The following is a 25,244-nucleotide window of genomic DNA, read 5'->3' as shown; positions in this document are numbered from 1 at the left end:
GCTGTCTCCTACTCGTGGGCATTGTTGAATTCCGCCAGGTATGCATCGCCTGACGAGGGCTGCTTCCGGTAGCCCAGGTGGTTGACGGGGTCGATGCCCGCGTTCTTCAGGTTCTTGTAGAAATCATCCGGTGAAAACTGCGCCGGGCGGTAAGCCAGCGTGCCGGGCGCGTTCCAGTCCGACCATGGCTTGTTGCGGTCGATGTGCACGCCGATGCGCGAATTCATCACCACCATCTTGCCGACGGTTTCCAGCACCGTGGGCGTGATCGTGCCCTTCGGCGCCTTGTAGACGCTCTCGGTCCCCAGCGTGCACGCATAGCCTTCCACAGCCACCGGCGCATAGGGACTGCAGCGCGAATTGTGGAACCACTGGCGTGCGAGGTAGAACTTGCCGGCCAGCGCATTCGGCGAGCCGTCGTTGGTGAAGCGCACCTCGTTGAATACAAAGCCGTATTTCGTGCGCCAGTTGGTGTTCGGGGCACCCACGTAGGACATGGTGCGGTCGCCCAGCGACTTCACTTCGCTCCGGTAGAAGTAGGCGGTGGTGTCCCCGAAGATGAAGTCAACGTCGCCCTCGATATAGGACTTGTGGAAGAAGCTGCGCGCGGTAACGCGGGTTTCGCTCGATTTCAGGTACAGCGTGTCCTGGAAACCGATCAGCCGCACGTTCTCGAACTGCGCCTTGTCCGCACCTTCGACCAGCAGCGCCACGGCCTGGTGGCTGACGCGCGCCTGCGGCTTGTCCGGCGTGCCGCACACGCGCTCGCCGCATTCGTCGCGCGCATTGCCGGTGGCCTTGTTGTAACTGTTCTCGATCGTCAGCTTGCGTGCCTGGAAGCCGTGGTTGCGCGTCCAGACCGTCATCGAACCGCTGGTCGAGATGGTGGGTGCGCGGGCCGCGATCTGCGCGTGCATGGCAACGATCGAAGGATCGAGCCGCTCGAACTGCGGCCCATGGCGCTTGAGGTAGTCGGCCACGGGAATGGCGGCATCGAGCCCGGCCGAGATCACGGTATCGGCGGCATCGCTGCCCTCCCCGTACAGCGTGATCGGCCGCGCCGATGCCGGCACGTAGACCAGCTCGCGGTAGGTTCCCGGCTTGACGAGGATGTACTGGCGCCCGCCCTGTGGCTTCGCGGCGGCATCGATGACCGCGCGGTTGACCGCCTGCTGCACGCTGACGAACGTCGTCACGCCATCGGCCCGGCCGGCGGCATCGACGACGTAGTCGGCCTTGAATGGCGCGCCTTGGGCCAGCGGGTCGGCCAGCGGGTCCCACGGATCGGTTTTCTCGGCGCCTGCGCGGCCCGTTGTCTTCAGCACCTCGGCGATCGTGTAGCGTTTCGCTTCAGCCGCGGTGAGCTGGGGACGGCCGGCGGCACCGGTATCCTGTGCGTGCACGCCACCGGCCATGAACACGGCCGCGGCGATCAGCACGGCGCGCATCATTCGCCCTCCGGCTTGAACTCGGCCGTCACGGCCGGGATGGCCGCCTTCAGTTCGCGCTCGACCATCGCCGCGAAGTATTTCGCGCCCCTGGCGCCGAGGTGCGTGTAGTCGAACGCGCTCTTCGCGGCGCCCTGCGGCTCGACGCCCGCTCCGATGGCGACGGGCGCCGCGGCCGGCTTCGGTGCCACGGCGAACGTATCGGCTTGCGCCTCGCCCATGGCCTGCACGGCCGCGTAGCTGTCGGCATTCAGGTCCAGCAAAGGCACCTGTTTTTCCTTTGCGGTGGCACGGATCGCATCCGCCCACGGCACCAGCGTGTTTTCCAGCACGCCGTCCTTGAACATGCGCCGTGTGAGCGGCGTCACCAGCACCGGCAGGCCGTCCAGGGCCTTTACTTCGTCGACATAGCGGGCCATGTTGACGGGGAATTCTGTCTTCAAATCGGTCGACCGGCCCGGCTTGCCCGGCTGGTCGTTGTGGCCGAACTGGATCAGCACATACGTGGTGCGGTAGGCGGCTGCGCCTTTCAGCAGGCCCTGCACCTCGTCCCAGCGCCCTTCGGCGCGAAAACTCGACGAGCTGCGCCCGCCCTTCGCGAGATTGATGCAGGTGTTGGCGCGATTGACGCGCGCGCAGAACGCATCGCCATAGCCGCTGTTCGACGCCATCGTCGAATCGCCGACGAGGATGAACCGCACCGGCTTGTCGGCGGCCTGGGCGCCGCCCACGCACAACAGCGCCGCGACAGCGCCCGACAGGAAACGTTGCTTCATTCGGACCTCCGTTCCTATAAAGTTGCCCGGAAAATGGGACGTACCGGATCGCCGGACCGCCCATTTTCCGCGCAATAGTTTCTGCCTAAAAACTGCGCTTAGAAGGTGTAGCTCGCGCGCAGGTTATATGAACGGCCGATCGGGCTGGCCGCGCTCGACAGGTAACCGAACGAGTAACCGCTGTGGTTCGTGACCGGCGGTGCCGAGTCGAACACATTGGTGATGCCGAACGTCAGCTGCGTGTTCTTGAAGCCCTTGTAGCCCACCGTCAGGTTCCACGGCTTGTACGAGTTGATGTCGCGCCAGTAGGTTTGCGCCACGAGGTTCTGGTCTTCGTACTTGTCGTTGTAGTTCTGGGTCGCCTGCGCGGTCCAGTCGCCCAGCGCCCACGACATCTTCAGCACGTGCTTCCAGCGGTACGTGATGATCGGGAAGCTCGACGTGGTGCCGTTCGACGCGGCGCCGAAACGGCCCACGTTGTTGACCCACTCCTCGCCCGGGAACAGCTGGTTGTCGAACTGCGTCAGGTACGTGCCGTCCAGTTCCACCCGGAAGTCGCCGTAGGTGCTGCGCGGGAAGCGGTAGCTGGCCGATACGTCGATACCGGCTGCCTTCTGGCCACCCAGGTTCATCGTCGTGTTGACGATATAGGCCAGCGTGCCGTCGGCGTTACGCACGAACATGTCCGCATACTTGGCCGGGTCCTGGAAGTACACCTGCTCCGGCAGGTTGGCCAGCATGTCCTTCATGCGGATGTTCCAGTAGTCGAACGACAGCGTCATTGACTTGGTCGGCTCGAACACCACGCCCAGCGTGAAGCCCTTCGATTTTTCCGGCTTCAGGCCGGAATTGGAGCCCACCTGCTTGTTCAGCTGCACGTTGCAGACTTCGGACGACACATAGCCCGGCAGCGCGGTGCCGGTGCCGGTAATGGCCGGCGTTGCGCTCGGGCACAGCAGCGGATCGTCCCAGCGCGCCGACGTCTTGCCGGTGGCGCCCGGCAGGCGGTAGCCGTAGGCGTCGAACAGCGTCGGCGCGCGGAAGCCCGTGTTGGCCGAACCGCGGAACATCACGTTCTTGGTGGCTTCCCAGCGGAAGCTGGCCTTCGGGTTGATCGTATTGCCGAAGTCGCTGAAGTAGTCGTCGCGCACGGCCAGGTTGACGTTCAGCGTCTTCGTGACCGGCAGGTCCAGTTCGGCGTACAGCGCGTACACGTTGCGCTGGCCTTCGCCATGCGACGACGTGCTGTTCAGGTACTGCACTTCGTTCTGGATCGCCAGTTTGTCGTCGCGCGTGGTCTGGTGGCTCATGTCGGCACCGACCGCGATCGCGGCGTCGCCACCGGCCATCGCGAACAGCGAACGGCTGGCCGAGAAGTCGATGCCCTTGTAGGTGGTCTGCGAATCGCGGTTCTTCATGCCGTCGACCGAGATCGACGCCAGGTAGTCGCGGCCAGCCTGGTCCTGCAGGCCGAACGGGTTCAGCGCGCCGCTCTTCAGGCCATCATGGATGCCCTGGCCCTTGAAGAAGCCATTCTGGTAGAAGTTCTCGCGGTCGGACAGGCCGATCACGAGGCCGGCGCGGTAGTCCCAGCCGGCCAGCACGCCTTCGTCGACGAAGGCCAGGCGCTGGTTCACCTGCTTGTCCTTCTGCGCGGCCAGGCCGTAGTCGGCCACCGACCAGGTCACGTTCAGCGGAGCGCCGTTCAGGCCGGCCATGGCGGGCACGCCGCCACTGTTGCCCGGGTACCACTTCGACGTCGATGGCAACTGTGCCGCCACGCCGCCCACGGCCACCGATTGCGTCGGGTTGCGGGCGGAGATGATGTACGACTGGCCGCGCGTGTATTCGACCGTGAACGTGTGGTCTTCGCTGATCTGCTTGGCGGCACGGGCGTAGAAGCTGATCTGCTCGTTCTCGTACAGCGCGGTGCCGTACTCGTTGCTGTTCAGCGTACAGGTATTCTTGGCGCCGATCGTCGAATACGGCTCGGCGCAGGTGGCCGCGTACGGGTTCTGCGCATTCTTGTTGGTGGCCGTCGTGAAGTTGGCCGGCATGGCATAGCCGCCGCTGCCCAGCGTGCGCGGGCGGCCCAGCGATGCCAGCAGCTCGTCGGAGCTGAATTGCTCACGGTCTTTCGCGGCCAGGCGCGAACGGTCGTGGAAGTCGACGGTGGCATACGCGGACCAGCCGTCGCGGTTCAGGTTGCCCTTGCCGAAGGTCAGCGTAGCGCGGCGTTCGTCGCCGCCACCGCTGCGTTCCGGCGTCACATACTGGCCGGTGACCTGCACGCCTTCGAATTCCTTCTTCGTGATGAAGTTGACCACGCCGCCGATCGCGTCCGAACCGTACAGCGACGATGCGCCATCGCGCAGGATCTCGACGCGCTGCAGCGCGGAGAACGGAATCACGTCCAGGTTGGCATAGCCGGCGGAGATCGCCTCGTTGGCCAGGCGGCGGCCGTTCAGCAGTACCAGCGTGCGGTTCACGCCCAGGCCACGCAGATTGATGTTGGTGCCGGAGCCGGCGTTCGACGGTGCCAGCGATGCCGATTGCGGCAGCGCCATCATCACGTCGGCCAGCGTGGTCATGCCGCGCTGGGTGAATTCTTCCGCCTTGATGCTCGTGACCGGCAGCGCTTCTTCATTGGCCAGTCGCTTGATCGAGGAACCCGTCACTTCGATGCGCTGCATCGCGGCTTCCTGTGCGGCTGCCCCATTGGCCACGGCCATTGCCGCCAGTGCGATCGAGGTCAGTACCAGCCGTTGCTGGAAGCGGGTTTGCATACTTGCGCGCTTGTTCATGCTTGTCTCCTGGGTTTTCCGATGGTGTTCGCGCCTGCCTGCGTCCTTGCATGGTGCGGCGGGCGGCGTTGGTGGAGCACCTCGCGTGCTCCATGCCGCTGCAACGAGGGCCGAGGCCGGGGTTGCAGGCGGTGGATAAACTAGTCTTGTTGAAGATCAGGGGCGCGGTGGCGCTGCGCGTGGCGCGCCGCCGGCAAGCGTGGCGGGTGGTTCCGCTTGTGATATCGAATACATCCTGTCTCCTGTCGCGGTGCCGTTCGATGCGGCGCCACGCTGCTGTCATTTCTTGTCATGCCGTTCCGGTACTGCTTGTTCTTGTATTGCCTGTTCCGGTACTGCGTTTTCTGTGTTGTGCTGCGGTTCCCTGCTGCCGTACTGCTCCGGTCCTGCTCTGGTTCTGCTCAGTTACTGCTCTGGTTCTGCTCTAGTACTGCATCAGCCGCGCGAGAACGTCCGTGTCACGCGCTCCAGATGCGAGCGCATGGCGCGCCGTGCGGCGGCCGGGTCGTGCGCGGCGATCGCTTCGAAGATGCGGCGGTGATCCTTCAGCGTTTCCTGGCGCAGCTCTTCGGTCTGGAAGTGTTCCTTCAGCTTGTGCCACAGCCGGCCGCGCTGGTTCCACAGGTAATCCATCGTGCCCACCAGCGCGCCGTTGCCGGTGGCGCGGGCGATCGCCAGGTGGAAATTCCGGTCGGCCATCTCGTTGGTCGTCTTGTTGGCGTGATGCGCCTCCATCTCTTCGACCGCCTTGAGGATCGCGTCGATCGCATTGTCGGTGGCCACGCGGGCCGCGATGGCCGCCACTTCCGCTTCGATCAGCCGGCGTGCCGACAACACCTCGAACGGACCCGGGCCCGCTTCCGGCACGGTGTTTTCCGGCTCCACCTCGCAGACATACACGCCGGAACCACCGCGCACTTCGATCACGCCGCCCAGTTCCAGGGCAATGAGGGCCTCGCGCAGCGAAGCCCGGCTGACGGCCAGCCTGGTGGCCAGGTCGCGCTCGGACGGCAGGCGTGCACCGGGCTCGATTCCTTCTTCGCGAATCAGCTGCGCGATGCGGTCCGCCACCACGCGGTAAAGCCGCGGCTCATGGTTCTCTTGCGGGACGGGCGGACGTTTCAGCATCATGTTTTCATTGTTGCATTTGGTCAGGCCATTCTAAACCGGTCAGACCAAATGAGCAATGTGGACTAGCCAAAAATTTGGGCATCTGTCATACTGAAGTCATCAGACAACTCGCCGGCACGTCTCGTCGTTGCGCCACAACAACAGCAATGATCGAAGGGCAGCCGGCCCCTCAGGATAGAACCATGACAGCGAGCACTCCGCGCCGTATCCTCATGCACGCCAACGACAATGTCGCGATCGTCGTCAACGATGGCGGCCTGCCGGCGGGCACCGTTTTCGACGATGGCCTCACGCTGGTCGAAACCGTGCCGCAGGGCCACAAAGTGGCGCTGACGGACATTGCGCAGGGCCAGAGTGTGCTGCGCTACAACGTATCGATCGGTCGCGCCGTGCGCGACATTCCAAAGGGCAGCTGGGTTTCCGAGCAATTGCTGGAAATGCCGCCGGCGCGCGAGCTGGACAACCTGCCCATCGCCACCGTGAAGGTGCCGCCGCTCGAGCCGCTGGAGGGTTACACGTTCCAGGGCTACCGCAATGAAGACGGCTCTGTCGGCACCCGCAACCTCCTCGGCATCACGACGACCGTGCAGTGCGTGTCCGGCGTCGTCGAATTCGCCGTGAAGCGCATCAAGGCCGAGCTGCTGCCGAAATACCCGAACGTGGACGACGTGGTCGGCCTCGAACATACCTACGGCTGCGGCGTGGCGATCGATGCGCCCGGCGCGAACATCCCGATCCGCACGATCCACAACATCAGCAAGAACCCGAACTTCGGCGGCCAGGCGATGGTCGTTTCGCTCGGCTGCGAAAAGCTGCAGCCGACCCGCCTGTTCCCGGCCAATTCGATCCAGATCCGCCGCAAGGACGACACCGTGGCCACAGAACCGCCGGTGGTCTGCCTGCAGGACGCCGGCAACGTGGGCTTCATGTCGATGGTCGACTCGATCATGCAGACGGCCGAAGCGCAACTGGAAGTGCTGAACAAACGCCAGCGCGTGACCTGCCCGGCATCCGACCTGGTGGTCGGCGTGCAGTGTGGCGGCAGCGACGCGTTCTCCGGCGTGACCGCCAACCCGGCGGTCGGTTTCGCCACCGACCTGCTGGTGCGCGCCGGCGCCACCGTGATGTTCTCGGAAGTGACGGAAGTGCGCGACGGGATCGACCAGCTGACCTCGCGCGCCGTCAACGCCGAGGTGGCAGAGGAAATGATCCGCGAAATGGCGTGGTACGACGCTTACCTGACCCGCGGCGGGGTCGACCGCAGCGCCAACACCACGCCGGGCAACAAGAAGGGCGGCCTGTCGAACATCGTCGAGAAGGCAATGGGCTCGATCGTCAAATCGGGAAGCGTGCCGATTTCAGGCGTGCTGTCGCCGGGCGAGAAAGCCACGACCAAGGGCGTCAAGGGCCTGCTGTACACGGCCACGCCGGCCTCGGACTTCATCTGCGGCACGCTGCAGCTGGCGGCCGGCATGAACCTGCACGTATTCACCACCGGCCGCGGCACGCCTTACGGCCTGGCCGAATGCCCGGTGATCAAGGTGGCCACGCGCGACGACCTGGCGCGCCGCTGGCACGACCTGATGGACGTGAACGCGGGCCGCATCGCCACCGGCGAGGCGACGATCGAGAGCGTGGGCTGGGAACTGTTCCAGCTGCTGCTCGACGTGGCCAGCGGCAAGAAGACCTGGGCCGAGCACTGGAAACTGCACAATGCGCTGGTCCTGTTCAATCCGGCGCCAGTGACCTGACGCCAGAACGCGCGAATCAAGCTGCCGCGTATTTTTATCCTGGCTCCGCCAGCCCCGGCGGATTCAGTTAGGATGCTTCCTCCCGAACCTTCGTACAAGACTCAAGAGACGACAATGACGACGAAAAAACCTTTCAAGCGCCTGTTGCTGACCGGCGCGGCCGGCGGCCTCGGTAAAGTGCTGCGCGAGCGGATCAAGCCGTGGGCGGACGTGGTGCGCCTGTCCGACATCGGCGACATGGGCGAAGCCGGCGAAGGCGAAGAGATCTTCCAGGCCGACCTGGCCGACAAGGCCGCCGTGCTGAAGATGGTCGAAGGTGTCGACGCCATCCTGCATTTCGGCGGCATCTCGACCGAGAACACGTTCGAGAACATCATGTTCGCCAACATCCAGGGCACGTACAACATCTACGAGGCGGCGCATCGCCACGGCGTGAAGCGCATCGTGTTCGCCTCGTCGAACCATGCGATCGGTTTCTACCCGCAAACCCAGGTGATCGACGCGGACGACCCGCCGCGCCCGGACAGCATGTACGGCATCTCGAAGGTCTTCGGCGAGCAGCTGTCGCGCTACTACTTCGACCGCGCCGGCATCGAGACCGTGTGCCTGCGCATCGGTTCGTCGTTCCCGTCGGTGAACAACCCACGCATGATGTGCACGTACCTGTCCTATGACGACCTGGTGGAAGCACTGCGCGTATCGCTGCTGACCCCGCGCGTGGGCCACACGATCCTGTTCGGCGCGTCGAACAACAAGCGCCAGTGGTGGGACAACCGCAAGGCCGCCCACCTGGGCTTCCAGCCGAAGGATTCGTCCGAGCAGTTCCGCGCCGACGTGCCGGAAACCGGCGAATACCCGCCAGCGGACGACGCCACGTTCAACTACCACGGCGGCAAGTTCATCTTCGACGGACCGATGTACAAGGACTGATAGAAAAGGGGCGGAGCAGGGGTTTCGAGGAGTGCTGCTCCTCGCCTGCGCAGCGGGTGATGACATGCAGGTCAGCACCCTCTCCCATGCGCCCTTTTTTGTTGCCTGAAACCGGGGTCTGACCCCGATCTTTGGAAATATTTCCTGATACCGGGGTCTGACCCCGGTTTTCGGAAACATTATTTCTTGAACTTCGCGCAGGGATCGGCGCGCTTCTGCGCCGGGATGTTCCGCACCTCGTCGAACAACTCCTTCTGGCCACTGCCTTCGACATAGCCGATCGCCTTCACGGTCAGCTTGGCGCCGACGGTGTTCAGCCAGCGCGGCACGCCGATATCCTTGCGCACGTGGCCGTTGCCGGCGATGAGCACGACATCGCGCGGCTGCTGGTCGCGAATCAGCCTGGCCATCCAGATGTCGCGCGCCATCTGGGCGTCGACCATGCCGGGGATCATCATGTCCGGCAGCATATTGCAGTGGCCGGTGCGGATTTCGTTTTCCTGCGCCTTGCGCCAGTCGGCCGAGATCGGTTCATTGAGCCGGTAGTCGGCTATCGTCTTCGCGTCGAAGCTCGATGCCACGCCATCGCGCACCACTTTCGAAGCGTTCGCGCGCGACAGGTTCACGGCCACGATCGGCAGGTGCTTGTCGAGGGCCAGCTGGATCACCGGGTAGTACTGCTGCCAGTCCCAGCCCTTCTTCTTCATCACGCGGATCACGCAACCGGCATCGACGCAGCCCTTTTGCGCCTCGTCCAGCAACGGCTGGTCTTCGTGGTCGAACTGTTCCATCGCGACCACGGGGTGCCAGCCGGCATCGACCCGCTTCTTCAATTCCTCGAAACGCAGCTTGTGGCCCTGGGCATTGTCGTGCACTTCGCCCAGCAGCAGCACCTGGGGATTGGCTGCTTCCTGCATGCCGGTGATGCGACCGGCGGCGCTGTCTTTCTTGACGATGCCGCAGCCGGCCAGCAGGGCGCTGGCCAGCACGGCAACGAACGGGAAATGTTTCATGTGGCTTGTGAGAACGGAAAACGGCCAGTCTACCCGAAGCCGGCACCTACCGGTCCGTGGCGGGCAGCGTGTAGTCGAGGTCGTAGTAATGCTTGCCGTTCTCGATGCGGATACCCAGCGTGCCCGCAATGCCGGACAGCTCGCCGGTCCCGGAATCGGGCGCGATGAGGATGCGCAGGCCTGCATGCGCGCCTCCCATCACGCCGGCATGCTGCAGCATGAAGCTGCCGGGGCGCCCTTCCAGCGTGCCATCAACCTTCTCGAGTGCGATGTAGACAGCCGACGTGGGCACGGGGCTGCGGAAGGACAGGAATTCGCCACGGCCGGTCGCCGTCAGCGCGCCATGGTAATGCTTGTCGAGCGTCATCCGCTCGATGCCCGTCCCCTCGCTGCCTTCGGCCAGGATTTCCGGCACCAGTTTGACATCGAATTCGCCGCTGATCGTCGCCATGCCGTCCCCTGAGTTAAGTTTCCATCGCCAAAGAATGTAGTTTGGTAATGGTACTCCAGTTGCGGGTCGTTACGGCATCGCCCAGCAGGTTGCCCATCGCCGCGGCGGCACGGCTGGCCAGCACGCCATCGCTGCACCATATATAGGCGGCCCATTGCCCCAGCGCGAACGCCTCCGGCTGCCATTGCTGGTGTGCCAGCGCTTCCAGCCTGGTGCGGTCGGCTGGATTGCTGAGCACGGCGACCATCAGCCGGGCGGGGTCCGAGGCAAGATCCAGCAGCGGGTTCGCGGCCACCACCTCGGCCAGTTGGTGCGCATCGAGCACGGTCACGCGTGCGGGCACGCCAAGCTTCAGTACGAGCGCTTCCTCGATGCGCAAGGCGGACTGTGCCGCGTCGGCCGCGGGACAGTCGAACACGGCATTGCCACTGTTGAGCAACGTGCGGACGCCGGAAAAGCCCAGGTCGCCCAATACCTTGCGCAAATCCGCCATGGCGATGCGCTTGGCACGGCCGACATTGACGCCCCGTAGCAGGGCAATCTGCCGCTGTGTGCTCATGACTCCTCCTTTATCGGCAGTATGCGTCAGCCACGTCGAAGCGGGCGCCCGGCTTGCGGTCCCGGCCGGACCGCGCCGCGCCGTGGAACGCTTGGTGTAAGATCGGTTCTCGACGAGGAGGATGCGATGGAGATCGGCAAACTGCCGCTGGCGCAAGCGCGTGCGGGCATGGTGCTGGCGGGCGAACTGCGCGATGCGCAGGGCCAGTTGCTGCTGCCGCATGGCACAACGCTGACCCCGGCCATGCTGGCTTCGCTGGCGCGCCAGGGCGTCGAGGCGCTACCGGTGCGCGTGCCGCCGCGCGAACGCATCGACTACCTGTTCCGCAAGCTCGATCCGGCCAGTGCCGATGCCTGGGCGGGCGCCGAATTGCGCACTTCCCTGCACGCCTGGCGCGCCGGGGCGACTGGATGAAACCCCTGCGCCGCGACCACATCGTCCAGAACCTGGACGACCTGCCCTCGCTGCCGGCGGTCGTGATGGATCTGTTGAACAGCATCGATGCCGAGGAAGTCGACATTGCCGTGCTGGCGAAAAAGGTCGCGCAAGACCAGGCGCTGACGGCGAAGACACTGCGCCTGGCCAACTCGGCGATGTACGGCCTGCAGGTGCGCGTGACAACGATCCAGCAGGCGATCACCTACCTCGGTTTCCAGACCGCGCGCAACGTGATCACCGCGGCGGCGGTGACCGGCTGCTTTCCCGAGAACCGCTGCAACGGCTTTTCGCACCCGGCATTCTGGCGGCACTCGATTGCCACAGCCATCTGTGCCAAGGCGCTGGCACGCCACGTGCGCTTCAACCAGGATTATGCGTTCACGGCAGGGCTGCTGCACGACGTCGGCCGCCTGGTGCTGGTCAGCTGTTTTCCCGATCACTATGCGCGCGTGATCGTCTGGCGGGGTGCGCACGATGCGCAGTGGCTCGACGCCGAGCGCGCCGTGCTTGGCGTCGACCACGTCGATGCCGGCCTCGCGCTCGCCGGCCATTGGAACTTTTCAGAGACGATGCGGCTCGCCATCGGCCACCACCATGCACCGGAGGCGCCGGGCGCCGGCTTCCTGGCCACGATCATCCACGTGGCCGATGCGATCGCGCATGCGCTGGATCTGGCCGGTGTTGCGGATGAGCTCGTGCCGCCGCTGTCGGCCGTGGCGTGGCATGCGCTGGGTCTCGACGAGACAGCGTACCTGCGCGTGTTCGAGCAGACGCAGACGGAGTTCGCGGCAATGGCACCGGTGCTGCTGTCGTGAAGGCTGGTCAAACAGAAAGAGGACGGACGGCGACCATTGCTGGCGCGGGAGCGTGCGGCTTATGAAACGGCGAGCTGGCGGAGCAACGAACTGGGAAGTAGAACTGGAAGTAGAACAGTGAAGCAGCCGCTCGTAAAGCGGCGAACTGGTGAAGCGGCCGGCTGCGAGTGACAGGGCGCATGAAGATCGGCCGGAGCGGAAACTCCGGCCGGCAAGGCTCAGTGGGTGTAATTGCCTTCGGGCTTTTGCTGAGCTTGTTGTGCCGCGGCGGCTGCCTGTTGTGCCGCCTTCTCTTCTGGCTTCGGACGGCCTTGGGCGTCCGACAGGCGGTATTTGGTCCGGCGGTCGCCCATCAGATCGCGCAGGTCGCGAATGCTCATGCCGGTCACTTCATGCATGCGGATCAGCAGCGATGCGCCGACAGGCAGGCGATGGTGACGGATCTTGCTGATGACGGGAGGCGCGACTTCCAGCAGGCGCGACAAGGCAGCATCGTTTTTCAGTTGCATCTTGCCCAGCAGGATATCGAGCAGGTGGTTTGGGTTGTAGCTTTCTTGGGATGAGAGTGCGTGGTGTGCCATGATTGATCCTCGTCAATATAGTTGATAGATGCGGCTCCGTACATTAGGAAAGACTGCAGATTTCTACATTCGTTTTCCAAACCATTTCCGGAACGAATACGCCCGAAGGCGCAAGGGCCGGCGACCATCGGGGTAGAAACTTGCACTTTCTACAAAATTCTATGCCCAAACAAGCACGCTCCAGCCTAGCGATGCCAAGCGAACATTTAATTGATATCAATCTTTCGCTGAAATACTTGACAACAATGCTATTTCAACACACGGATAGGGCAGGCAGCGCACGATAGAACCGGTGGGAAATTGTTACAACAGTCAACTCAACAGTAAAAGAGTTGCCGAGGCGATATTGATGAGCCGGAAAGCCGCATGCCTTTTGGCATCGGAAGTTTTTCCGTATTTCATCAACGCGAATTACGGTAAACTCCCGGCCATGCAGAAAAAAGTATTCATCAAGACCTTCGGCTGCCAGATGAACGAGTACGACTCGGACAAGATGGCGGACCTGCTCGGCGCCACCGATGGCCTCGTGCGCACGGAAACGCCGGAAGACGCCGACGTCATCCTCCTCAACACCTGCTCGGTGCGTGAAAAGGCACAGGAAAAGGTGTTTTCCGACCTGGGCGTGTTTCGCAAGCTGAAGGAAAAAAATCCCGATCTCGTGATCGGTGTGGGTGGCTGCGTGGCGTCGCAGGAAGGCGAAGCGATCGTCAAGCGCGCACCGCAGGTCGATATTGTGTTCGGCCCGCAGACCCTGCACCGGCTGCCGAAGATGATCGAGCTGCGCCGCCACAGCGGCAAGCCGCAGGTGGACATCACGTTCCCCGAAATCGAAAAGTTCGACCACCTGCCGCCGGCGCGCGTCGATGGCGCGTTTGCCTATGTATCGATCATGGAAGGCTGCAGCAAATATTGCAGCTATTGCGTGGTGCCGTACACCCGTGGCGAGGAAGTGTCGCGCCGCTTCGACGACGTGCTCACCGAAGTGGCCGGGCTGGCCGCGCAGGGCGTCAAGGAAGTGATGCTGCTGGGCCAGAACGTGAATGCATTCCGCGGCCAGATGGCCGATGGCCAGCAGGCCGACTTCGCGCTGCTGATCGAATACGTGGCGGAAATTCCCGGCATCGAGCGCATCCGCTTCGTCACCAGCCACCCGAAGGAATTCACGCAACGCCTCGTCGACTGCTACGCGCGCATCCTGCAGCTGGCCGACCACCTGTACCTGCCCGCCCAGCACGGCTCGGACAAGATCCTGGGGGCAATGAAGCGCGGCTACACGGCGCTGGAATACAAGTCGATCATCCGCAAGGTCCGGGCCGTGCGGCCGGATGTGACGATCGCGTCGGACTTCATCGTCGGTTTCCCCGGTGAAACGGAAGAAGACTTCGAGGCGATGATGAAGCTGATCCGGGACGTGGATTTCGACAATTCGTTCAGCTTCATCTTCAGCAAGCGCCCCGGTACGCCTGCCGCCAACCTGGCCGACGACACGCCGCACGAGGTGAAGCTGGCACGGCTGCAGCGCCTGCAGGCCCTGGTCGATGCCAACACGAAGCGGCACAGCGCCGCGATGGTGGGCAAGACGATGCGCGTGCTGGTCGAAGGCCCATCGAAAAACGGTGGCAACGAGCTGGCGGGGCGCGCCGGCAACACGCGCACCGTGCTGTTCGATGGTGGCGACACACCGACCGCACTGCATGGCAAGATGGTGGACGTATTCATTACAGAAAGCCTGTCCTATTCCCTGCGCGGCGAGCTCGTCTGAATACGCATCGGAACACGCATCTGAACATTCACGCACGCCGCGCCACTCTGCCCTGACCAAACATTGAAAACAAAGACTCCCGTTCAACCGCACTACTTCACGCCGGAACCGCTGGACAATACGCGGCTGGCCAATCTGTGCGGCCCCCTCGATGAAAACCTGCGCCAGATTTCTGCGGCGCTCGATGTAACGATCTTCCGGCGCGGCGAGCGGTTCATCGTCAGCGGCACCAATGCCGAGCGCGCCGTGCAGATCCTGGAAAAATTCTATGCGGTGGCCGACAAGGCCGTGCCGATCGAAGAGGTGCAGCTGGGCCTCGTCGAACAGCGCACCAGCCAGGCGGTGCCGGATGGCGACGACGAGGAAGAGCCGCCGTTCAACGATCCCGAAATCGCCAGCCCCGTATTGAAGACACGCCGAAGCGACCTGCGCGGCCGCACGCCGCACCAGATCCGCTACCTGCGCAACATCCTCGAACACGACATCAGCTTTGGCGTGGGCCCGGCCGGCACGGGCAAGACCTATCTTGCCGTGGCCTGCGCCGTCGATGCGCTGGAACGCGATGCCGTCAAGCGCATCATCCTGTGCCGCCCGGCCGTCGAGGCCGGGGAACGGCTGGGCTTCCTGCCGGGCGACATGGCGCAGAAGGTCGACCCTTACCTGCGCCCGCTGTACGACGCGCTGTATGACCTGCTCGGCTTCGACCGCACGCAGAAGATGTTCGAGAAGCAGGTGATCGAGATCGCGCCGCTGGCCTATATGCGGGGCCGCACGCTGAACCACGCCTTTGTGATCCTCGACGAAGCGCAGAACACCACTGTCGAACAGATGAAGATGTTCCTGACGCGTATCGGCTTTGGCAGCAAGGCCGTCGTCACCGGCGACGTCACCCAGGTCGACCTGCAGAAACACCAGAAGAGCGGCCTCGTCGATGCGATCCAGGTACTGCGCGACGTGCGCGGCATCGCGTTCTCGCACTTTTCCAGCGAAGACGTGGTGCGCCACCCGCTCGTGGCCCGCATCGTCGATGCCTACGACAGCGCCCACCAGAGCACCGCCGACATCGCCCCATTGCTGAAACCCGTCAAGACCCCCGCCCGGAATGTCCGAAAAAAATAAGTTGACCTTGTCGGTGCAGTACGCCGATACGCGCCTGCAGGAAACCATCACCCGCCCGCAGATCCGCAAGTGGGTGAAGGCCGCGCTGTTCGCCCCGGCCGAGCTGACGATCCGCTTCGTCGATGCGGCCGAGGGCCAGCAGCTGAACCTGGCCTACCGCGGCAAGGACTATGCCACCAATGTGCTCACGTTCGCCTACAACGAAGGCGAAGAGATTGCCGACGACGAGCCCACGCGCGCCGACATCATCCTGTGCACCGACGTGCTGGAGCGGGAAGCGGCAGAACAAAAGAAGTCGGTCGAGGAACACACGGCCCACCTCATCGTGCACGGCGTGCTGCATGCGCAGGGCTACGACCACGAAGAGGACGACGAGGCCGAGGAAATGGAAAGCCTGGAAACCGAACTGCTCGAAGGCCTTGGCTACGCCGATCCTTACGCCGCCGAGAAGTAAGCTTTACGACCTAACTGTTCAACCCGTGTCCACCATGGGGTCAGGCCTCGAAGTGGACACGGACTCCGCTATAAAGCGCAGCAATTGGCGCGAACCATGGCCGAGCCCGTGTCCGAAAATGGGCCTGACCCCAAGGTGGACACGGGCTCGGCCTTGATGCACCGTCGATCAATCCAGTTCCCGCCGCCGGCGCATGACCACCCACCCGGCAACAATGGTAAATACCGCCACGATTCCGGCAATGATCCAGAAGCCGGAGGCGTCCGTGGCCAGCGGCACGCCGCCCACGTTCATGCCCAGCAGGCCGGCGATGATGTTGATCGGCAGCGCCAGCACGGTGACGATCGTCAATGTGTACAGGCTGCGGTTGTTGCCTTCGTTGACGAGCGCAGCGATCTCTTCCTGCAGCAGCTTGATGCGTTCCTGCAAGGTGGCGATATCGTTCAGCGTGACGGCGAATTCCTCGCTCGCTTCGCGCAATTCCTGCCGGTCCTGCACGGTCACCCACCCGGGTGGCCGCTGCAACAGGCGGAACATGGCGGCCGGCTCCGGCGCCAGCAGCCGCTGCAGCCGCACCAGCACCCGCCGCAGCGCGCCCAGGTCGGCGCGCTTGAACTTGAGCTGACCCGACAGCAGGTTGTCCTCGATATTGTCGACCTTGCCCGTGGCCACGCGCACGATGCGGGTCAGCACGTCCGCCTGGTCGCGCAGCAGGTGGGTCAGCAGCACCACCGAGGAAGCGATCGGTTCGCCGCGGCGCACGGCCTGGCGCAGCCGCTCCACCGCCTGGAGCGGGCTGCGCCGTGCACTGATCACGAGTTGCCGATCCACCGATAAATACAGGCTGGAGATGTCGGACGGCTCGAATGAAAAATCACGCAGCACGTCGTTGACGACGGCCACCAGCGTATCGTCGGCCTGCTCGATGCGGGTCGAGCGCGAACCTTCGTGCAGGCAATCGTAGAATTCGTCGGACAGCCGCGCATGTTCGCGCAGCCATTTTTCGCTGGCCGTGTTGGCCAGGTTGAAGTGCAGCCACAGGAATTCGCCCGGCTGGCCGGCGTTTTCCCGCACCCATGCGGCAGCCTCGGCCGCCCCGATTGGCACGGCCGCCGGGCCGCGCCCGAACAGGTAGCCGCACACCAATCCATTCTGATCCGACCCATATTCCAGCGCCTGCATGCTTCCTCCCGGCGCAAGCCTACCAGATGACGATGACATCGGCACGCTGCCGATGACTTTTTGATAAAAACCGCCCTTCCCTTCCGTTTGGTGTATCCTGTATCCCTTCGAAACAAATGGCTTTATGCCTGCTATGCAAGAGCACTCTACTAGCGTCAGGAATGACGCTAAACCCCACCGCTCACTTCTCGAGCGACTTACCGCCCTGATCTCCCCGAGCCGGAAAACCGCTCCGAGCTCCTCGATGTTCTGCACGAAGCCCACGAACGCAACCTGATCGATGCCGACGCCCTGTCGATGATCGAGGGCGTGTTCCAGGTATCCGACCTGTCCGCGCGCGACATCATGGTGCCCCGCTCGCAGATGGACGTCATCGACATCACCAAGCCCATCGAAGAGTGGATGCCGCTCGTGCTGGAAACGGCGCACTCGCGCTTCCCGGCCATCGAGGGCGAGCGTGACAAGGTTGTCGGCATCCTGCTGGCGAAAGACCTGCTGCGCTACTATGCCGAAGAGTCGTTCGACGTGCGCAGCATGCTGCGCCCGGCAATCTTCATCCCCGAGTCGAAGCGCCTGAATGTGCTGCTGCGCGACTTCCGCGCCAACCACAACCACATGGCGATCGTCGTCGACGAGTATTCCGGCGTGGCCGGCCTGATCACGATCGAGGACGTGCTGGAACAGATCGTCGGCGACATCGAGGATGAATACGATTTCGATGAAGAGGAAGACAACATCCTTTCCATCCGCGAAGGGCAGCTGGGTCCGCGCTGGCGCGTCAAGGCACTGACCGAGATCGGCCAGTTCAACGAGGAACTGGACGCCGACCTGCCAGACGACGACGTCGACACCATCGGCGGCTTCGTTGCCAAGCACCTGGCCCGCATGCCCCACAAGGGAGACGTGTTTGACATCGACAACCTGCGCTTCGAAGTCCTGCGTGCCGATGCCCGCCAGATCCACGTGCTGACGGTCGAGAAACTGCCACCCGCCATCGACGAGCAGGATTGATGCGTTTTCGCCGCGCCGCGCCCGGCGCACCGCCCGCCCCGCCCCGCAGCACCAAGAGCCGCATGCTCATCGCCGCCATTGCCGGCGGCGCGAGCGTGTTGTCGTTCGCGCCGCTCGGCTGGTGGCCGATCCAGCTGCTCACGCTGGCGATCCTGTTCTACCAGGTGCTGCGCGCCGAATCCGTCAAGGCCTCGGCGTTCATCGGCTGGGCATTCGGCTTCGGCTGGTGCCTGGCCGGCGTGCACTGGCTGACGATCGCGATCTCGCGGTTCGGCGGCCTGCCGCTGCCGCTGGCCTGGATTGCCATTGCCCTGCTGGCGGTCTACATGGGCGCGCACTGCGCTGCCGCGATGGGTGCCGCCGCCTGGCTGCGCAAGCGCTGGGGCCTGTCGCTGCCGGCCGCGAACTTGCTTGTGCTGCCGGCGCTGTGGGCCGTTTCCGAATGGACGCGCGGCTGGCTGTTCACGGGCTTCCCGTGGGCGTCCAGCGGCTATGCGCACAATGCCTCCCCCTCGCTGGATATGCCCCCGTTCTGGGCGTGTTCGGTATCGGCTGGATCGTGGCCATCACCGCCGGCGCCCTGCTGCTGCTGATGCACCCGGTGCGCAAGCCAGCGCTGTCGCTGATCGCCGCACTGTGGGTCGGCGGCTGGTCGCTGCAGTGGATCGACTGGACCACGCCGACCGGAAAGCCGCTGACGGTGCGCCTGGTGCAGGCCAACATCCCGCTGCAGACCAAGTTCGACCCGAACCATATCGGCAACACGCTGCGGCGCTACCAGGAAATCGTGCTGGCCGAACCGGCCGACCTGATCGCGATCCCGGAAACAGGCATCCCGCTGTTCCCGCAGCAGCTGCCGGCGGGCTACCTGGACGCCTACGGCAAGTTCGCCCGCAAGACCGGCAGCGCCGTGGTGCTGGGCATGCCGTTCGCCGACAGCCCTACCCGCTATGCGAACAGCGTGATGGGCCTGGGGCCCACACTGGCCAAACCCTACCGCTACGACAAGCATCATCTCGTGCCGTTCGGCGAATTCATCCCCCTCGGCTTCCGCTGGTTCACCGACATGATGCGCATCCCGCTGGGCGACCAGACCCGCGGCGAAACATTGCAGCCGTCGTTTGCCGTGAAGGACCAGCGCGTACTGCCGAACATCTGCTACGAAAACAACTTCGGCGAAGAGATCGCGGCGCAATTGAGTAATGGGAAAATTGCGGGTTCCGGCGCCACCGTGCTGCTGAATGTCTCCGAACTGGCCTGGTACGGCGAATCGGTGGCGATCCCGCAGCACTTGCAGATCTCGCAGATGCGTACCCTGGAAACAGGGCGCCCGATGCTGGCGGCCACGAACAACGGCGCCACTGTCGTCATCGACCACCGCGGCGTGATCCGGGCGAGCCTGCCGTACTACCAGGCCGGCGTGCTGAAGGCCACCGTGCAGGGCATGACGGGCGACACGCCCTACATCGTGCTGCAGAACCGCCTGATCCTCGCGCTGGCCGCGGCAAGCGTGCTGGCCGCCTGGCTGCTCTCCCGCCGCAGGAAGGCAACCCGCTGAACCCTACTGGTCCGTTGCAAAAACCGCTAAAATGAGCCGTTTCAGCGAACCACGCTGCTCTCCTGATCATGCTTGCGCGTCCTGCACGCCCCTAAAAGAACACGATGCTGACATTCCAACAAATCATCCTGACCCTGCAAACCTACTGGGACAAGCAGGGTTGCGCCCTGCTCCAGCCGTACGACATGGAAGTCGGCGCGGGCACGTTCCACACCGGTACCTTCCTGCGCGCAATCGGCCCCGAGCCGTGGCGCGCCGCCTACGTGCAGCCGTCGCGCCGCCCGAAGGATGGCCGCTATGGCGAAAACCCGAACCGCCTGCAGCACTATTACCAGTACCAGGTGGTGCTCAAGCCGGCGCCGGAAAACATCCTCGACCTGTACCTCGGTTCGCTGGAAGCACTGGGCCTGGACCTCAAGCAGAACGACGTGCGCTTCGTCGAGGATGACTGGGAAAGCCCCACGCTGGGCGCCTGGGGCCTGGGCTGGGAAGTCTGGCTGAACGGCATGGAAGTCACGCAGTTCACCTACTTCCAGCAGGTGGGCGGCCTCGATTGCAAGCCCGTGCTGGGCGAGATCACCTATGGCATCGAGCGCCTGGCCATGTACCTGCAGGGCGTCGAGAACGTGTATGACCTGGTATGGACGGAGTGGGAAGAAGCGGGCCAGAAAAAGGTGCTGAAATACGGCGACGTGTTCCACCAGAATGAAGTGGAACAGTCCACCTACAACTTCGAGCACGCCAACACCGAGCTGCTGTTCGCCCAGTTCGCGAACCATGAATCGGAAGCCAAGCGCCTGGTCGAGCTGCAGCTCACGCTGCCGGCCTATGAACAGATCATGAAGGCATCGCACAGCTTCAACATGCTGGACGCGCGCGGCGCCATCTCCGTGACGGAACGCGCCGCCTACATCGGCCGCGTGCGCACGCTGTCGCGCCTCGTCGCCCAAGCCTATTACGATTCCCGCGAACGCCTCGGCTTCCCGATGGCCGCCCAAGCACAAGAATAATCGCCATGACTCAAACTCTCCTGATCGAACTGCTGACCGAAGAACTGCCGCCGAAGGCACTGTCGAAACTGGGCGCCGCGTTCGCTGCCGGCATCGTCAACGGCCTGAAGTCGCGCGACTTCCTCGAACAAGACAGCGTCGCCACTTCGTATGCCACGCCGCGCCGCCTGGCCGTTTCCATCACCAGGGTGCGCGACGTGTCGCCGGACAAGTCGATCCGCGAAAAGGTTCTGCCGGTAACAGTGGCACTGAATAGTGAGGGACAAGCAACAGCGCCCCTGGCCAAAAAGCTGGCGGTGCTGGGCTTCCCCGACCTGAAGGTGAGCGACCTGGAACGCGCGCAGGACGGCAAGGCCGAATCGTTCTTTTACACGTACACCGCACCCGGCTCGCAATTGGAAACCGGCCTGCAGGCCGCGCTGGAGGATTCGGTGGCCAAGCTGCCGATCCCGAAGGTGATGAGCTACCAGCGCCCGGACGGCGCCACCGTGCAGTTCGTGCGCCCCGCGCACGGCGTGATCGCGCTGTTCGGCGACAAGGTGCTGCCGCTCACCCTGCTGGGCCTGACCGCGTCGAACGTCACGCAAGGGCACCGCTTCCTCACAGCGCCGGGCCAGCGCGCCGTGACCGTGCCGAACGCCGATGCGTATGCCGACACGCTGGTGGAAAAAGCCAGGGTGATCCCGTCGTTCGAAGCCCGCAAGGAGCAGATCCGCCAGGAACTGCTGGCCAAGGCTGGCGACGACAAGGTGCTGATGCCCGAGGCGCTGCTGGAAGAAGTGGCGTCGCTGGTCGAATGGCCGGTGGTGTACGAATGCCGCTTCGAGGATGAATTCCTGGCCGTGCCGCAGGAATGCCTGATCCTGACGATGCAAACCAACCAGAAATACTTCGCGCTGACGGACGCGAACGGCAAGCTGCGTTCGCGTTTCCTGATTGTCTCGAACATCGCCACCGACACGCCGCAAGCGATCGTGGGCGGCAACGAGCGCGTGGTGCGCCCGCGCCTGTCGGATGCCAAGTTCTTCTTCGAGCAGGACAAGAAAAAGACGCTGGAGTCGCGCCTGCCGCTGCTGAAGAACGTGGTCTACCACAACAAGCTGGGCACGCAGGCCGAGCGCAGCGACCGCGTGACCGCGCTGGCCACGGCCATCGCGAAACGCCTCGGTGCCGATGCTGCGCTGGCCGAACGCGGCGCGCGCCTGTCGAAGGCCGACCTGCTGACGGACATGGTGGGCGAGTTCCCCGAGCTGCAAGGCATCATGGGCACGTACTACGCCCGCCACGACGGCGAGAACGAGGAAGTGGCGCTGGCCGCCTCCGAGCATTACCAGCCGCGCTTTGCCGGCGATGCGCTGCCGTCCACGCAGACCGGCACCGCCGTCGCGCTGGCGGACAAGTTGGAAACCCTGGTGGGCATCTGGGCCATCGGCCTGCAGCCGACCGGCGACAAGGATCCGTTCGCGCTGCGCCGCCATGCACTGGGCGTGCTGCGCATGCTGATCGAGAAGCGCCTGCCGCTGGCGATCTCCGACGTGCTGGCCGATGCGGTGGCGCAGTTCGCCTCCGTGCCAGGCTTCAAGGATCCGACCGCCGACGTGACGGCGTTCTTCATGGACCGCCTGCGCGGCATCCTGCGCGAACGCGGCTTCACACCGAACGAGATCGAAGCCGTCGTTGCCCAGAATCCGGACCGGCTGGACGACATCGTGCAGCGCCTGGAAGCGGTGCAGGCCTTTGCCGCGCTGCCGGAAGCGGCGTCGCTGGCCGGCGCCAACAAGCGCATCACCAATATCCTCAAGAAGAACGAGGAAGCGCTGGCCCAGGCCGGCACGGTGAACCCGGCCCTGCTGCAGGACGAGGCGGAGAAGAACCTGGCCGCCGCCGTGACCCGCGTGCAGCCGGAAGTCGACGCGGCATTTGCTGCCGGCGACTTCACCGGCACCCTGAAGACGCTGGCGCAACTGCGCGATGACGTGGATGCGTTCTTCAACGACGTGATGGTGATGGCCGAGGACATCGCGCTGCGCAACAACCGCCTGGCGTTGCTGTCTTCGCTGCACGGAATGATGAACCGCGTGGCGGACATCTCGAAGCTGGCCGCCTGAGGAAACCCGGATGCCGCAGCCGAAACTGATCATCCTGGACCGGGATGGCGTGATCAACCACGATTCGCCGGACTTCATTAAGTCCCCCGACGAGTGGATCCCCATCCCCGGCTCGCTCGAAGCGATCGCCCGCCTGAACCAGGCCAATTACCGCGTGGTGATCGCCTCGAACCAGTCCGGCATCGCGCGGCAACTGTTCGACATCACCACGCTGAACGCGATCCACGCCAAGATGCACCGCCTCGCCCTGCAGGTGGGCGCGGACATCGAGGCGGTGTTCTTCTGCCCGCACGCGGCGGCCGACAACTGCGACTGCCGCAAGCCGAAACCGGGCATGTTCGCCGAGATCTCGAAGCGCTACCAGGTCAGCCTGAAAGGCGTGCCGACCGTGGGCGATTCCCTGCGCGACCTGCAGTCGGGCTTCATCAGCGGCTGCGTGCCGTACCTGGTGCGCACCGGCAAGGGCGAAAAGACCGAAGTGACCGGCGGCCTGCCGCCCGGCACGCTCACGTTCCCCGACCTGGCGGCCACCGTGCAGCACATCCTGAAATCCACGCCCCAATCTTGAATCTGGAGTACCGCGTTGCGTAAAGCTGTCCTGTTCCTGCGTTCCCTCGTTTTCACCGTGGTGATGGCCATTGCCACGGTAATCTGGTCGTTTGTCTGCATGCTGGCGGCGCCGCTGCCCTACAACAAGCGCTACTACGTCACGTCGCGCTGGAACGTGTTCGTCATCTGGCTGGCGAAGGTCGTCTGCGGCATCCATTACGAATTCAAGGGCTACGAGAATTTTCCCGACAGCCCGGCCATCGTGCTGTCGAAGCACCAGTCGGCATGGGAAACGATCTTCCTGCTGGCGAACCTGCCGCGGCCCCTCGTCTTCGTGTTCAAGAAGGAGATCCTGTACATTCCCTTCTTCGGCTGGGGCATCGCGCTGCTGCGCATGATCCCGATCGACCGCAAGCAGGGCAAGAACGCGTTCCGGATGGTGGTTGCCCATGGAAAGCGTCGCCTGAAAGACGGCCAATGGATTATCATGTTCCCGGAAGGCACGCGCATCCCGGTGGGCCAGGCGGGCAAGTACAAGAGCGGCGGCACGCGTCTCGCAATCGATACCGGCGTTCCGGTCATACCGATCGCCGTCAACTCGGGCGAGTGCTGGCCAAAGAATTCGTTTATCAAGTATCCGGGCAAGATCACGGTTTCTGTGGGCAAGCCGATATCTTCCGAAGGACAAACTCCCGACGGCATGATGGAACAGGTGGAACAGTGGATAGAATCAGAAATGCGCGTCATTTCGCCCCACGCCTACAGCGCTGGCTAGAAAACAGCACCCAGGCCAGTGAAAGGAGCGGCGAAGGCGCCGCTCAAGCCGACCTCCAACTCGATTTATTCGCCGGCGGCGCCGCACCAGCCGAAGCGCCGACGGCACCTCCTTCTCCTCCTTCCCCGTTCCCGGCATCGTCGTTCCCCATCGCGGCGCCGGCCACCGTCAACCTGCTGCGCCCCCCGGTGCCGCTGCGCCGGCCGGATCCATCCCCCGTGTTGCCGCCGGCCGACGGCATGGAACGCCGCCAGGTGCTGGTGGGCAGCTTCATCCTGGAATATGCGCTGCGGCGCTCCACGCGCCGCTCGATCGGCTTCATGGTCGACGACAACGGGCTGCGCGTGACCGCACCGAAGCGCTGCACGCTGGCCGACATCGAGAACGCGATCCGCGCCAAGCAGAGCTGGATCCTGTCGAAGCTGGACGATCGGCGCCAGCGCCGCGCCGCGCGGCTGGACAAGCCGCCGATCGAATGGAAGGATGGCGCGAAACTGCCTTACCTGGGCGGCGAGATCACGCTGCGGCTGCACCATGCGGCGCGTAACCGCACCGCATTCGATCCCCAGGCCGGGGAACTGGCGCTGGGCCTCGTGCAGGGCGCCACCGAGCTGCTGGTCAAGGAACGCGTGAAGAACTGGTACAAGCAGCAGGCTGAAGGCTTGTTCGCCCAGCGGCTCGACCTGTATGCGCCACGCGTGGGCGTGCAGTACGCATCGATGTCGGTCTCCTCGGCCGATGCGCGATGGGGCTCGTGCACGATCGGGCGCGTGATCCGGCTGAACTGGAAGCTGATGTTCTTCTCGCTGCCGCTGATCGATTACGTGGTGGCGCACGAGCTGGCGCACATCCATGAAATGAACCACAGCCCGCGCTTCTGGGCGCACGTGGGGCGTGTCTATCCGCAATACGAGGAAGCGAAACAGCTGCTGCGACGCCGCTCGCAGGAGCTGCCGGTGCTGTTTGGATAAGTCTCGCCGGGGCGGTCACATGCAGGTGACCGCCCGTTCCGCCGGCGC

Annotated in this window: 23 protein-coding genes and 1 pseudogene; 15 read left to right on the top strand and 9 right to left on the bottom strand. The window is 64.0% G+C overall.

The genetic code is table 11. The features are described 5' to 3' along the window. Positions 1–8 precede the first annotated feature (8 nt). The 4 genes from EWM63_RS17230 to EWM63_RS17215 form a co-directional block, all read right to left on the bottom strand. Positions 9–1,451 carry a pectinesterase family protein gene (locus EWM63_RS17230; RefSeq protein WP_130187633.1) on the bottom strand — a complete coding sequence of 481 codons (1,443 nt, stop codon included), beginning with the start codon at positions 1,449–1,451 and terminating at the stop codon, positions 9–11. Continuing rightward, complete coding sequence (locus EWM63_RS17225) at positions 1,448–2,224, bottom strand: rhamnogalacturonan acetylesterase (protein WP_130187632.1); 777 nt, start codon at positions 2,222–2,224, stop codon at positions 1,448–1,450. Before EWM63_RS17225 ends, EWM63_RS17230 begins: the two co-directional genes overlap by 4 nt. 98 nt (positions 2,225–2,322) lie before the next feature. Beyond that, a complete protein-coding gene (locus EWM63_RS17220; RefSeq protein WP_130187631.1) occupies positions 2,323–5,028 on the bottom strand; it encodes a TonB-dependent receptor in 2,706 nt (901 codons plus the stop codon). A 435-nt stretch (positions 5,029–5,463) separates the two neighbouring features. Further along, positions 5,464–6,159, bottom strand: coding sequence for a FadR/GntR family transcriptional regulator (locus tag EWM63_RS17215; RefSeq protein ID WP_130187630.1), 696 nt, complete (start codon positions 6,157–6,159; stop codon positions 5,464–5,466). Between the two features lie 182 nt (positions 6,160–6,341). On the opposite strand from EWM63_RS17215, the gene garD reads away from it, so the two are divergent. After that, positions 6,342–7,910: a galactarate dehydratase gene (gene garD / locus EWM63_RS17210; RefSeq protein WP_207221109.1), complete on the top strand. Its 1,569-nt coding sequence runs from the start codon at positions 6,342–6,344 to the stop codon at positions 7,908–7,910. Positions 7,911–8,024: 114 nt separating this feature from the next. Next, positions 8,025–8,840, top strand: a complete 816-nt coding sequence (locus tag EWM63_RS17205) for an NAD-dependent epimerase/dehydratase family protein (protein ID WP_130187628.1) — start codon at positions 8,025–8,027, stop codon at positions 8,838–8,840. Positions 8,841–9,019: 179 nt separating this feature from the next. On the opposite strand, the gene EWM63_RS17200 is transcribed toward EWM63_RS17205, so the two are convergent. The 3 genes from EWM63_RS17200 to EWM63_RS17190 are packed head-to-tail and all read right to left on the bottom strand — an operon-like array spanning position 9,020 to position 10,863. Then, positions 9,020–9,853, bottom strand: coding sequence for a ChaN family lipoprotein (locus EWM63_RS17200; RefSeq protein ID WP_130187627.1), 834 nt, complete (start codon positions 9,851–9,853; stop codon positions 9,020–9,022). A gap of 46 nt (positions 9,854–9,899) precedes the next feature. Beyond that, positions 9,900–10,304, bottom strand: coding sequence for a DUF3224 domain-containing protein (locus EWM63_RS17195; RefSeq protein ID WP_130187626.1), 405 nt, complete (start codon positions 10,302–10,304; stop codon positions 9,900–9,902). A gap of 13 nt (positions 10,305–10,317) precedes the next feature. Then, positions 10,318–10,863 (bottom strand): DUF1697 domain-containing protein, encoded by a 546-nt coding sequence (locus EWM63_RS17190; protein ID WP_130187625.1) that lies wholly within the window; start codon positions 10,861–10,863, stop codon positions 10,318–10,320. Positions 10,864–10,989: 126 nt separating this feature from the next. Here EWM63_RS17190 and EWM63_RS17185 point away from each other — a divergent pair, with 126 nt between their 5' ends. Continuing rightward, positions 10,990–11,277 carry a hypothetical protein gene (locus EWM63_RS17185; RefSeq protein WP_130187624.1) on the top strand — a complete coding sequence of 96 codons (288 nt, stop codon included), beginning with the start codon at positions 10,990–10,992 and terminating at the stop codon, positions 11,275–11,277. Next, on the top strand, positions 11,274–12,116 hold the full coding sequence (locus EWM63_RS17180; protein ID WP_130187623.1) for an HDOD domain-containing protein: 843 nt from the start codon (positions 11,274–11,276) through the stop codon (positions 12,114–12,116). The genes EWM63_RS17185 and EWM63_RS17180 overlap by 4 nt, the downstream gene beginning before the upstream one ends. 218 nt (positions 12,117–12,334) lie before the next feature. Here EWM63_RS17180 and EWM63_RS17175 read toward each other — a convergent pair whose 3' ends face one another. After that, a complete protein-coding gene (locus EWM63_RS17175; protein WP_130187622.1) occupies positions 12,335–12,697 on the bottom strand; it encodes a hypothetical protein in 363 nt (120 codons plus the stop codon). A gap of 430 nt (positions 12,698–13,127) precedes the next feature. Here EWM63_RS17175 and miaB point away from each other — a divergent pair, with 430 nt between their 5' ends. The 3 genes from miaB (at position 13,128) to ybeY (ending at position 16,032) form a co-directional block, all read left to right on the top strand. After that, positions 13,128–14,459 (top strand): tRNA (N6-isopentenyl adenosine(37)-C2)-methylthiotransferase MiaB, encoded by a 1,332-nt coding sequence (gene miaB / locus EWM63_RS17170; protein ID WP_130187621.1) that lies wholly within the window; start codon positions 13,128–13,130, stop codon positions 14,457–14,459. A gap of 63 nt (positions 14,460–14,522) precedes the next feature. After that, a complete protein-coding gene (locus EWM63_RS17165) occupies positions 14,523–15,578 on the top strand; it encodes a PhoH family protein (RefSeq protein ID WP_130187620.1) in 1,056 nt (351 codons plus the stop codon). Beyond that, on the top strand, positions 15,562–16,032 hold the full coding sequence (gene ybeY / locus EWM63_RS17160; protein WP_130187619.1) for an rRNA maturation RNase YbeY: 471 nt from the start codon (positions 15,562–15,564) through the stop codon (positions 16,030–16,032). The genes EWM63_RS17165 and ybeY overlap by 17 nt, the downstream gene beginning before the upstream one ends. Positions 16,033–16,200: 168 nt before the next feature. Here the strand turns inward: ybeY and EWM63_RS17155 are convergent, their stop codons facing one another. Then, on the bottom strand, positions 16,201–17,214 hold the full coding sequence (locus tag EWM63_RS17155) for a transporter (protein WP_130187618.1): 1,014 nt from the start codon (positions 17,212–17,214) through the stop codon (positions 16,201–16,203). A 133-nt stretch (positions 17,215–17,347) separates the two neighbouring features. Here EWM63_RS17155 and EWM63_RS17150 point away from each other — a divergent pair. The 8 genes and pseudogenes from EWM63_RS17150 to EWM63_RS17120 all read left to right on the top strand — a co-directional run bounded on the left by EWM63_RS17150 (position 17,348) and on the right by EWM63_RS17120 (position 25,196). Continuing rightward, positions 17,348–18,225: pseudogene (locus tag EWM63_RS17150) on the top strand (CorC family transporter). After that, on the top strand, positions 18,225–18,818 hold the full coding sequence (locus EWM63_RS32945) for a hypothetical protein (protein WP_307720783.1): 594 nt from the start codon (positions 18,225–18,227) through the stop codon (positions 18,816–18,818). Before EWM63_RS17150 ends, EWM63_RS32945 begins: the two are co-directional and overlap by 1 nt. After that, positions 18,785–19,783: an apolipoprotein N-acyltransferase gene (gene lnt / locus EWM63_RS32940; protein WP_307720782.1), complete on the top strand. Its 999-nt coding sequence runs from the start codon at positions 18,785–18,787 to the stop codon at positions 19,781–19,783. The genes EWM63_RS32945 and lnt overlap by 34 nt, the downstream gene beginning before the upstream one ends. Positions 19,784–19,887: 104 nt before the next feature. Next, a complete protein-coding gene (gene glyQ, locus EWM63_RS17140) occupies positions 19,888–20,793 on the top strand; it encodes a glycine--tRNA ligase subunit alpha (RefSeq protein ID WP_130187617.1) in 906 nt (301 codons plus the stop codon). Between the two features lie 5 nt (positions 20,794–20,798). Then, a complete protein-coding gene (glyS, locus tag EWM63_RS17135) occupies positions 20,799–22,901 on the top strand; it encodes a glycine--tRNA ligase subunit beta (protein WP_130187616.1) in 2,103 nt (700 codons plus the stop codon). A 10-nt stretch (positions 22,902–22,911) separates the two neighbouring features. Beyond that, a complete protein-coding gene (gene gmhB, locus EWM63_RS17130) occupies positions 22,912–23,469 on the top strand; it encodes a D-glycero-beta-D-manno-heptose 1,7-bisphosphate 7-phosphatase (protein WP_130187615.1) in 558 nt (185 codons plus the stop codon). Positions 23,470–23,484: 15 nt separating this feature from the next. Then, positions 23,485–24,225: a lysophospholipid acyltransferase family protein gene (locus tag EWM63_RS17125; RefSeq protein WP_130187614.1), complete on the top strand. Its 741-nt coding sequence runs from the start codon at positions 23,485–23,487 to the stop codon at positions 24,223–24,225. Beyond that, on the top strand, positions 24,171–25,196 hold the full coding sequence (locus EWM63_RS17120) for a M48 family metallopeptidase (protein WP_307720781.1): 1,026 nt from the start codon (positions 24,171–24,173) through the stop codon (positions 25,194–25,196). The genes EWM63_RS17125 and EWM63_RS17120 overlap by 55 nt, the downstream gene beginning before the upstream one ends. Positions 25,197–25,244 lie beyond the last annotated feature (48 nt).

It is taken from the genome of Pseudoduganella lutea (assembly GCF_004209755.1).
Taxonomy (GTDB): domain Bacteria; phylum Pseudomonadota; class Gammaproteobacteria; order Burkholderiales; family Burkholderiaceae_D; genus Rugamonas; species Rugamonas lutea.
Note: the sequence above shows the minus strand (reverse complement) of the source record. Positions and strands in the feature narration are given on the sequence as shown.

What these genes read in the sequence shown, in the direction of transcription:
- EWM63_RS17230 (WP_130187633.1), bottom strand. Translation starts at nt 1,451, where the DNA reads ATGATGCGCGCCGTGCTGATCGCCGCGGCCGTGTTCATGGCCGGTGGC.
- EWM63_RS17225 (WP_130187632.1), bottom strand. Translation starts at nt 2,224, where the DNA reads ATGAAGCAACGTTTCCTGTCGGGCGCTGTCGCGGCGCTGTTGTGCGTG.
- EWM63_RS17220 (WP_130187631.1), bottom strand. Translation starts at nt 5,028, where the DNA reads ATGAACAAGCGCGCAAGTATGCAAACCCGCTTCCAGCAACGGCTGGTA.
- EWM63_RS17215 (WP_130187630.1), bottom strand. Translation starts at nt 6,159, where the DNA reads ATGATGCTGAAACGTCCGCCCGTCCCGCAAGAGAACCATGAGCCGCGG.
- garD (WP_207221109.1), top strand. Translation starts at nt 6,342, where the DNA reads ATGACAGCGAGCACTCCGCGCCGTATCCTCATGCACGCCAACGACAAT.
- EWM63_RS17205 (WP_130187628.1), top strand. Translation starts at nt 8,025, where the DNA reads ATGACGACGAAAAAACCTTTCAAGCGCCTGTTGCTGACCGGCGCGGCC.
- EWM63_RS17200 (WP_130187627.1), bottom strand. Translation starts at nt 9,853, where the DNA reads ATGAAACATTTCCCGTTCGTTGCCGTGCTGGCCAGCGCCCTGCTGGCC.
- EWM63_RS17195 (WP_130187626.1), bottom strand. Translation starts at nt 10,304, where the DNA reads ATGGCGACGATCAGCGGCGAATTCGATGTCAAACTGGTGCCGGAAATC.
- EWM63_RS17190 (WP_130187625.1), bottom strand. Translation starts at nt 10,863, where the DNA reads ATGAGCACACAGCGGCAGATTGCCCTGCTACGGGGCGTCAATGTCGGC.
- EWM63_RS17185 (WP_130187624.1), top strand. Translation starts at nt 10,990, where the DNA reads ATGGAGATCGGCAAACTGCCGCTGGCGCAAGCGCGTGCGGGCATGGTG.
- EWM63_RS17180 (WP_130187623.1), top strand. Translation starts at nt 11,274, where the DNA reads ATGAAACCCCTGCGCCGCGACCACATCGTCCAGAACCTGGACGACCTG.
- EWM63_RS17175 (WP_130187622.1), bottom strand. Translation starts at nt 12,697, where the DNA reads ATGGCACACCACGCACTCTCATCCCAAGAAAGCTACAACCCAAACCAC.
- miaB (WP_130187621.1), top strand. Translation starts at nt 13,128, where the DNA reads ATGCAGAAAAAAGTATTCATCAAGACCTTCGGCTGCCAGATGAACGAG.
- ybeY (WP_130187619.1), top strand. Translation starts at nt 15,562, where the DNA reads ATGTCCGAAAAAAATAAGTTGACCTTGTCGGTGCAGTACGCCGATACG.
- EWM63_RS17155 (WP_130187618.1), bottom strand. Translation starts at nt 17,214, where the DNA reads ATGCAGGCGCTGGAATATGGGTCGGATCAGAATGGATTGGTGTGCGGC.
- EWM63_RS32945 (WP_307720783.1), top strand. Translation starts at nt 18,225, where the DNA reads ATGCGTTTTCGCCGCGCCGCGCCCGGCGCACCGCCCGCCCCGCCCCGC.
- glyQ (WP_130187617.1), top strand. Translation starts at nt 19,888, where the DNA reads ATGCTGACATTCCAACAAATCATCCTGACCCTGCAAACCTACTGGGAC.
- glyS (WP_130187616.1), top strand. Translation starts at nt 20,799, where the DNA reads ATGACTCAAACTCTCCTGATCGAACTGCTGACCGAAGAACTGCCGCCG.
- gmhB (WP_130187615.1), top strand. Translation starts at nt 22,912, where the DNA reads ATGCCGCAGCCGAAACTGATCATCCTGGACCGGGATGGCGTGATCAAC.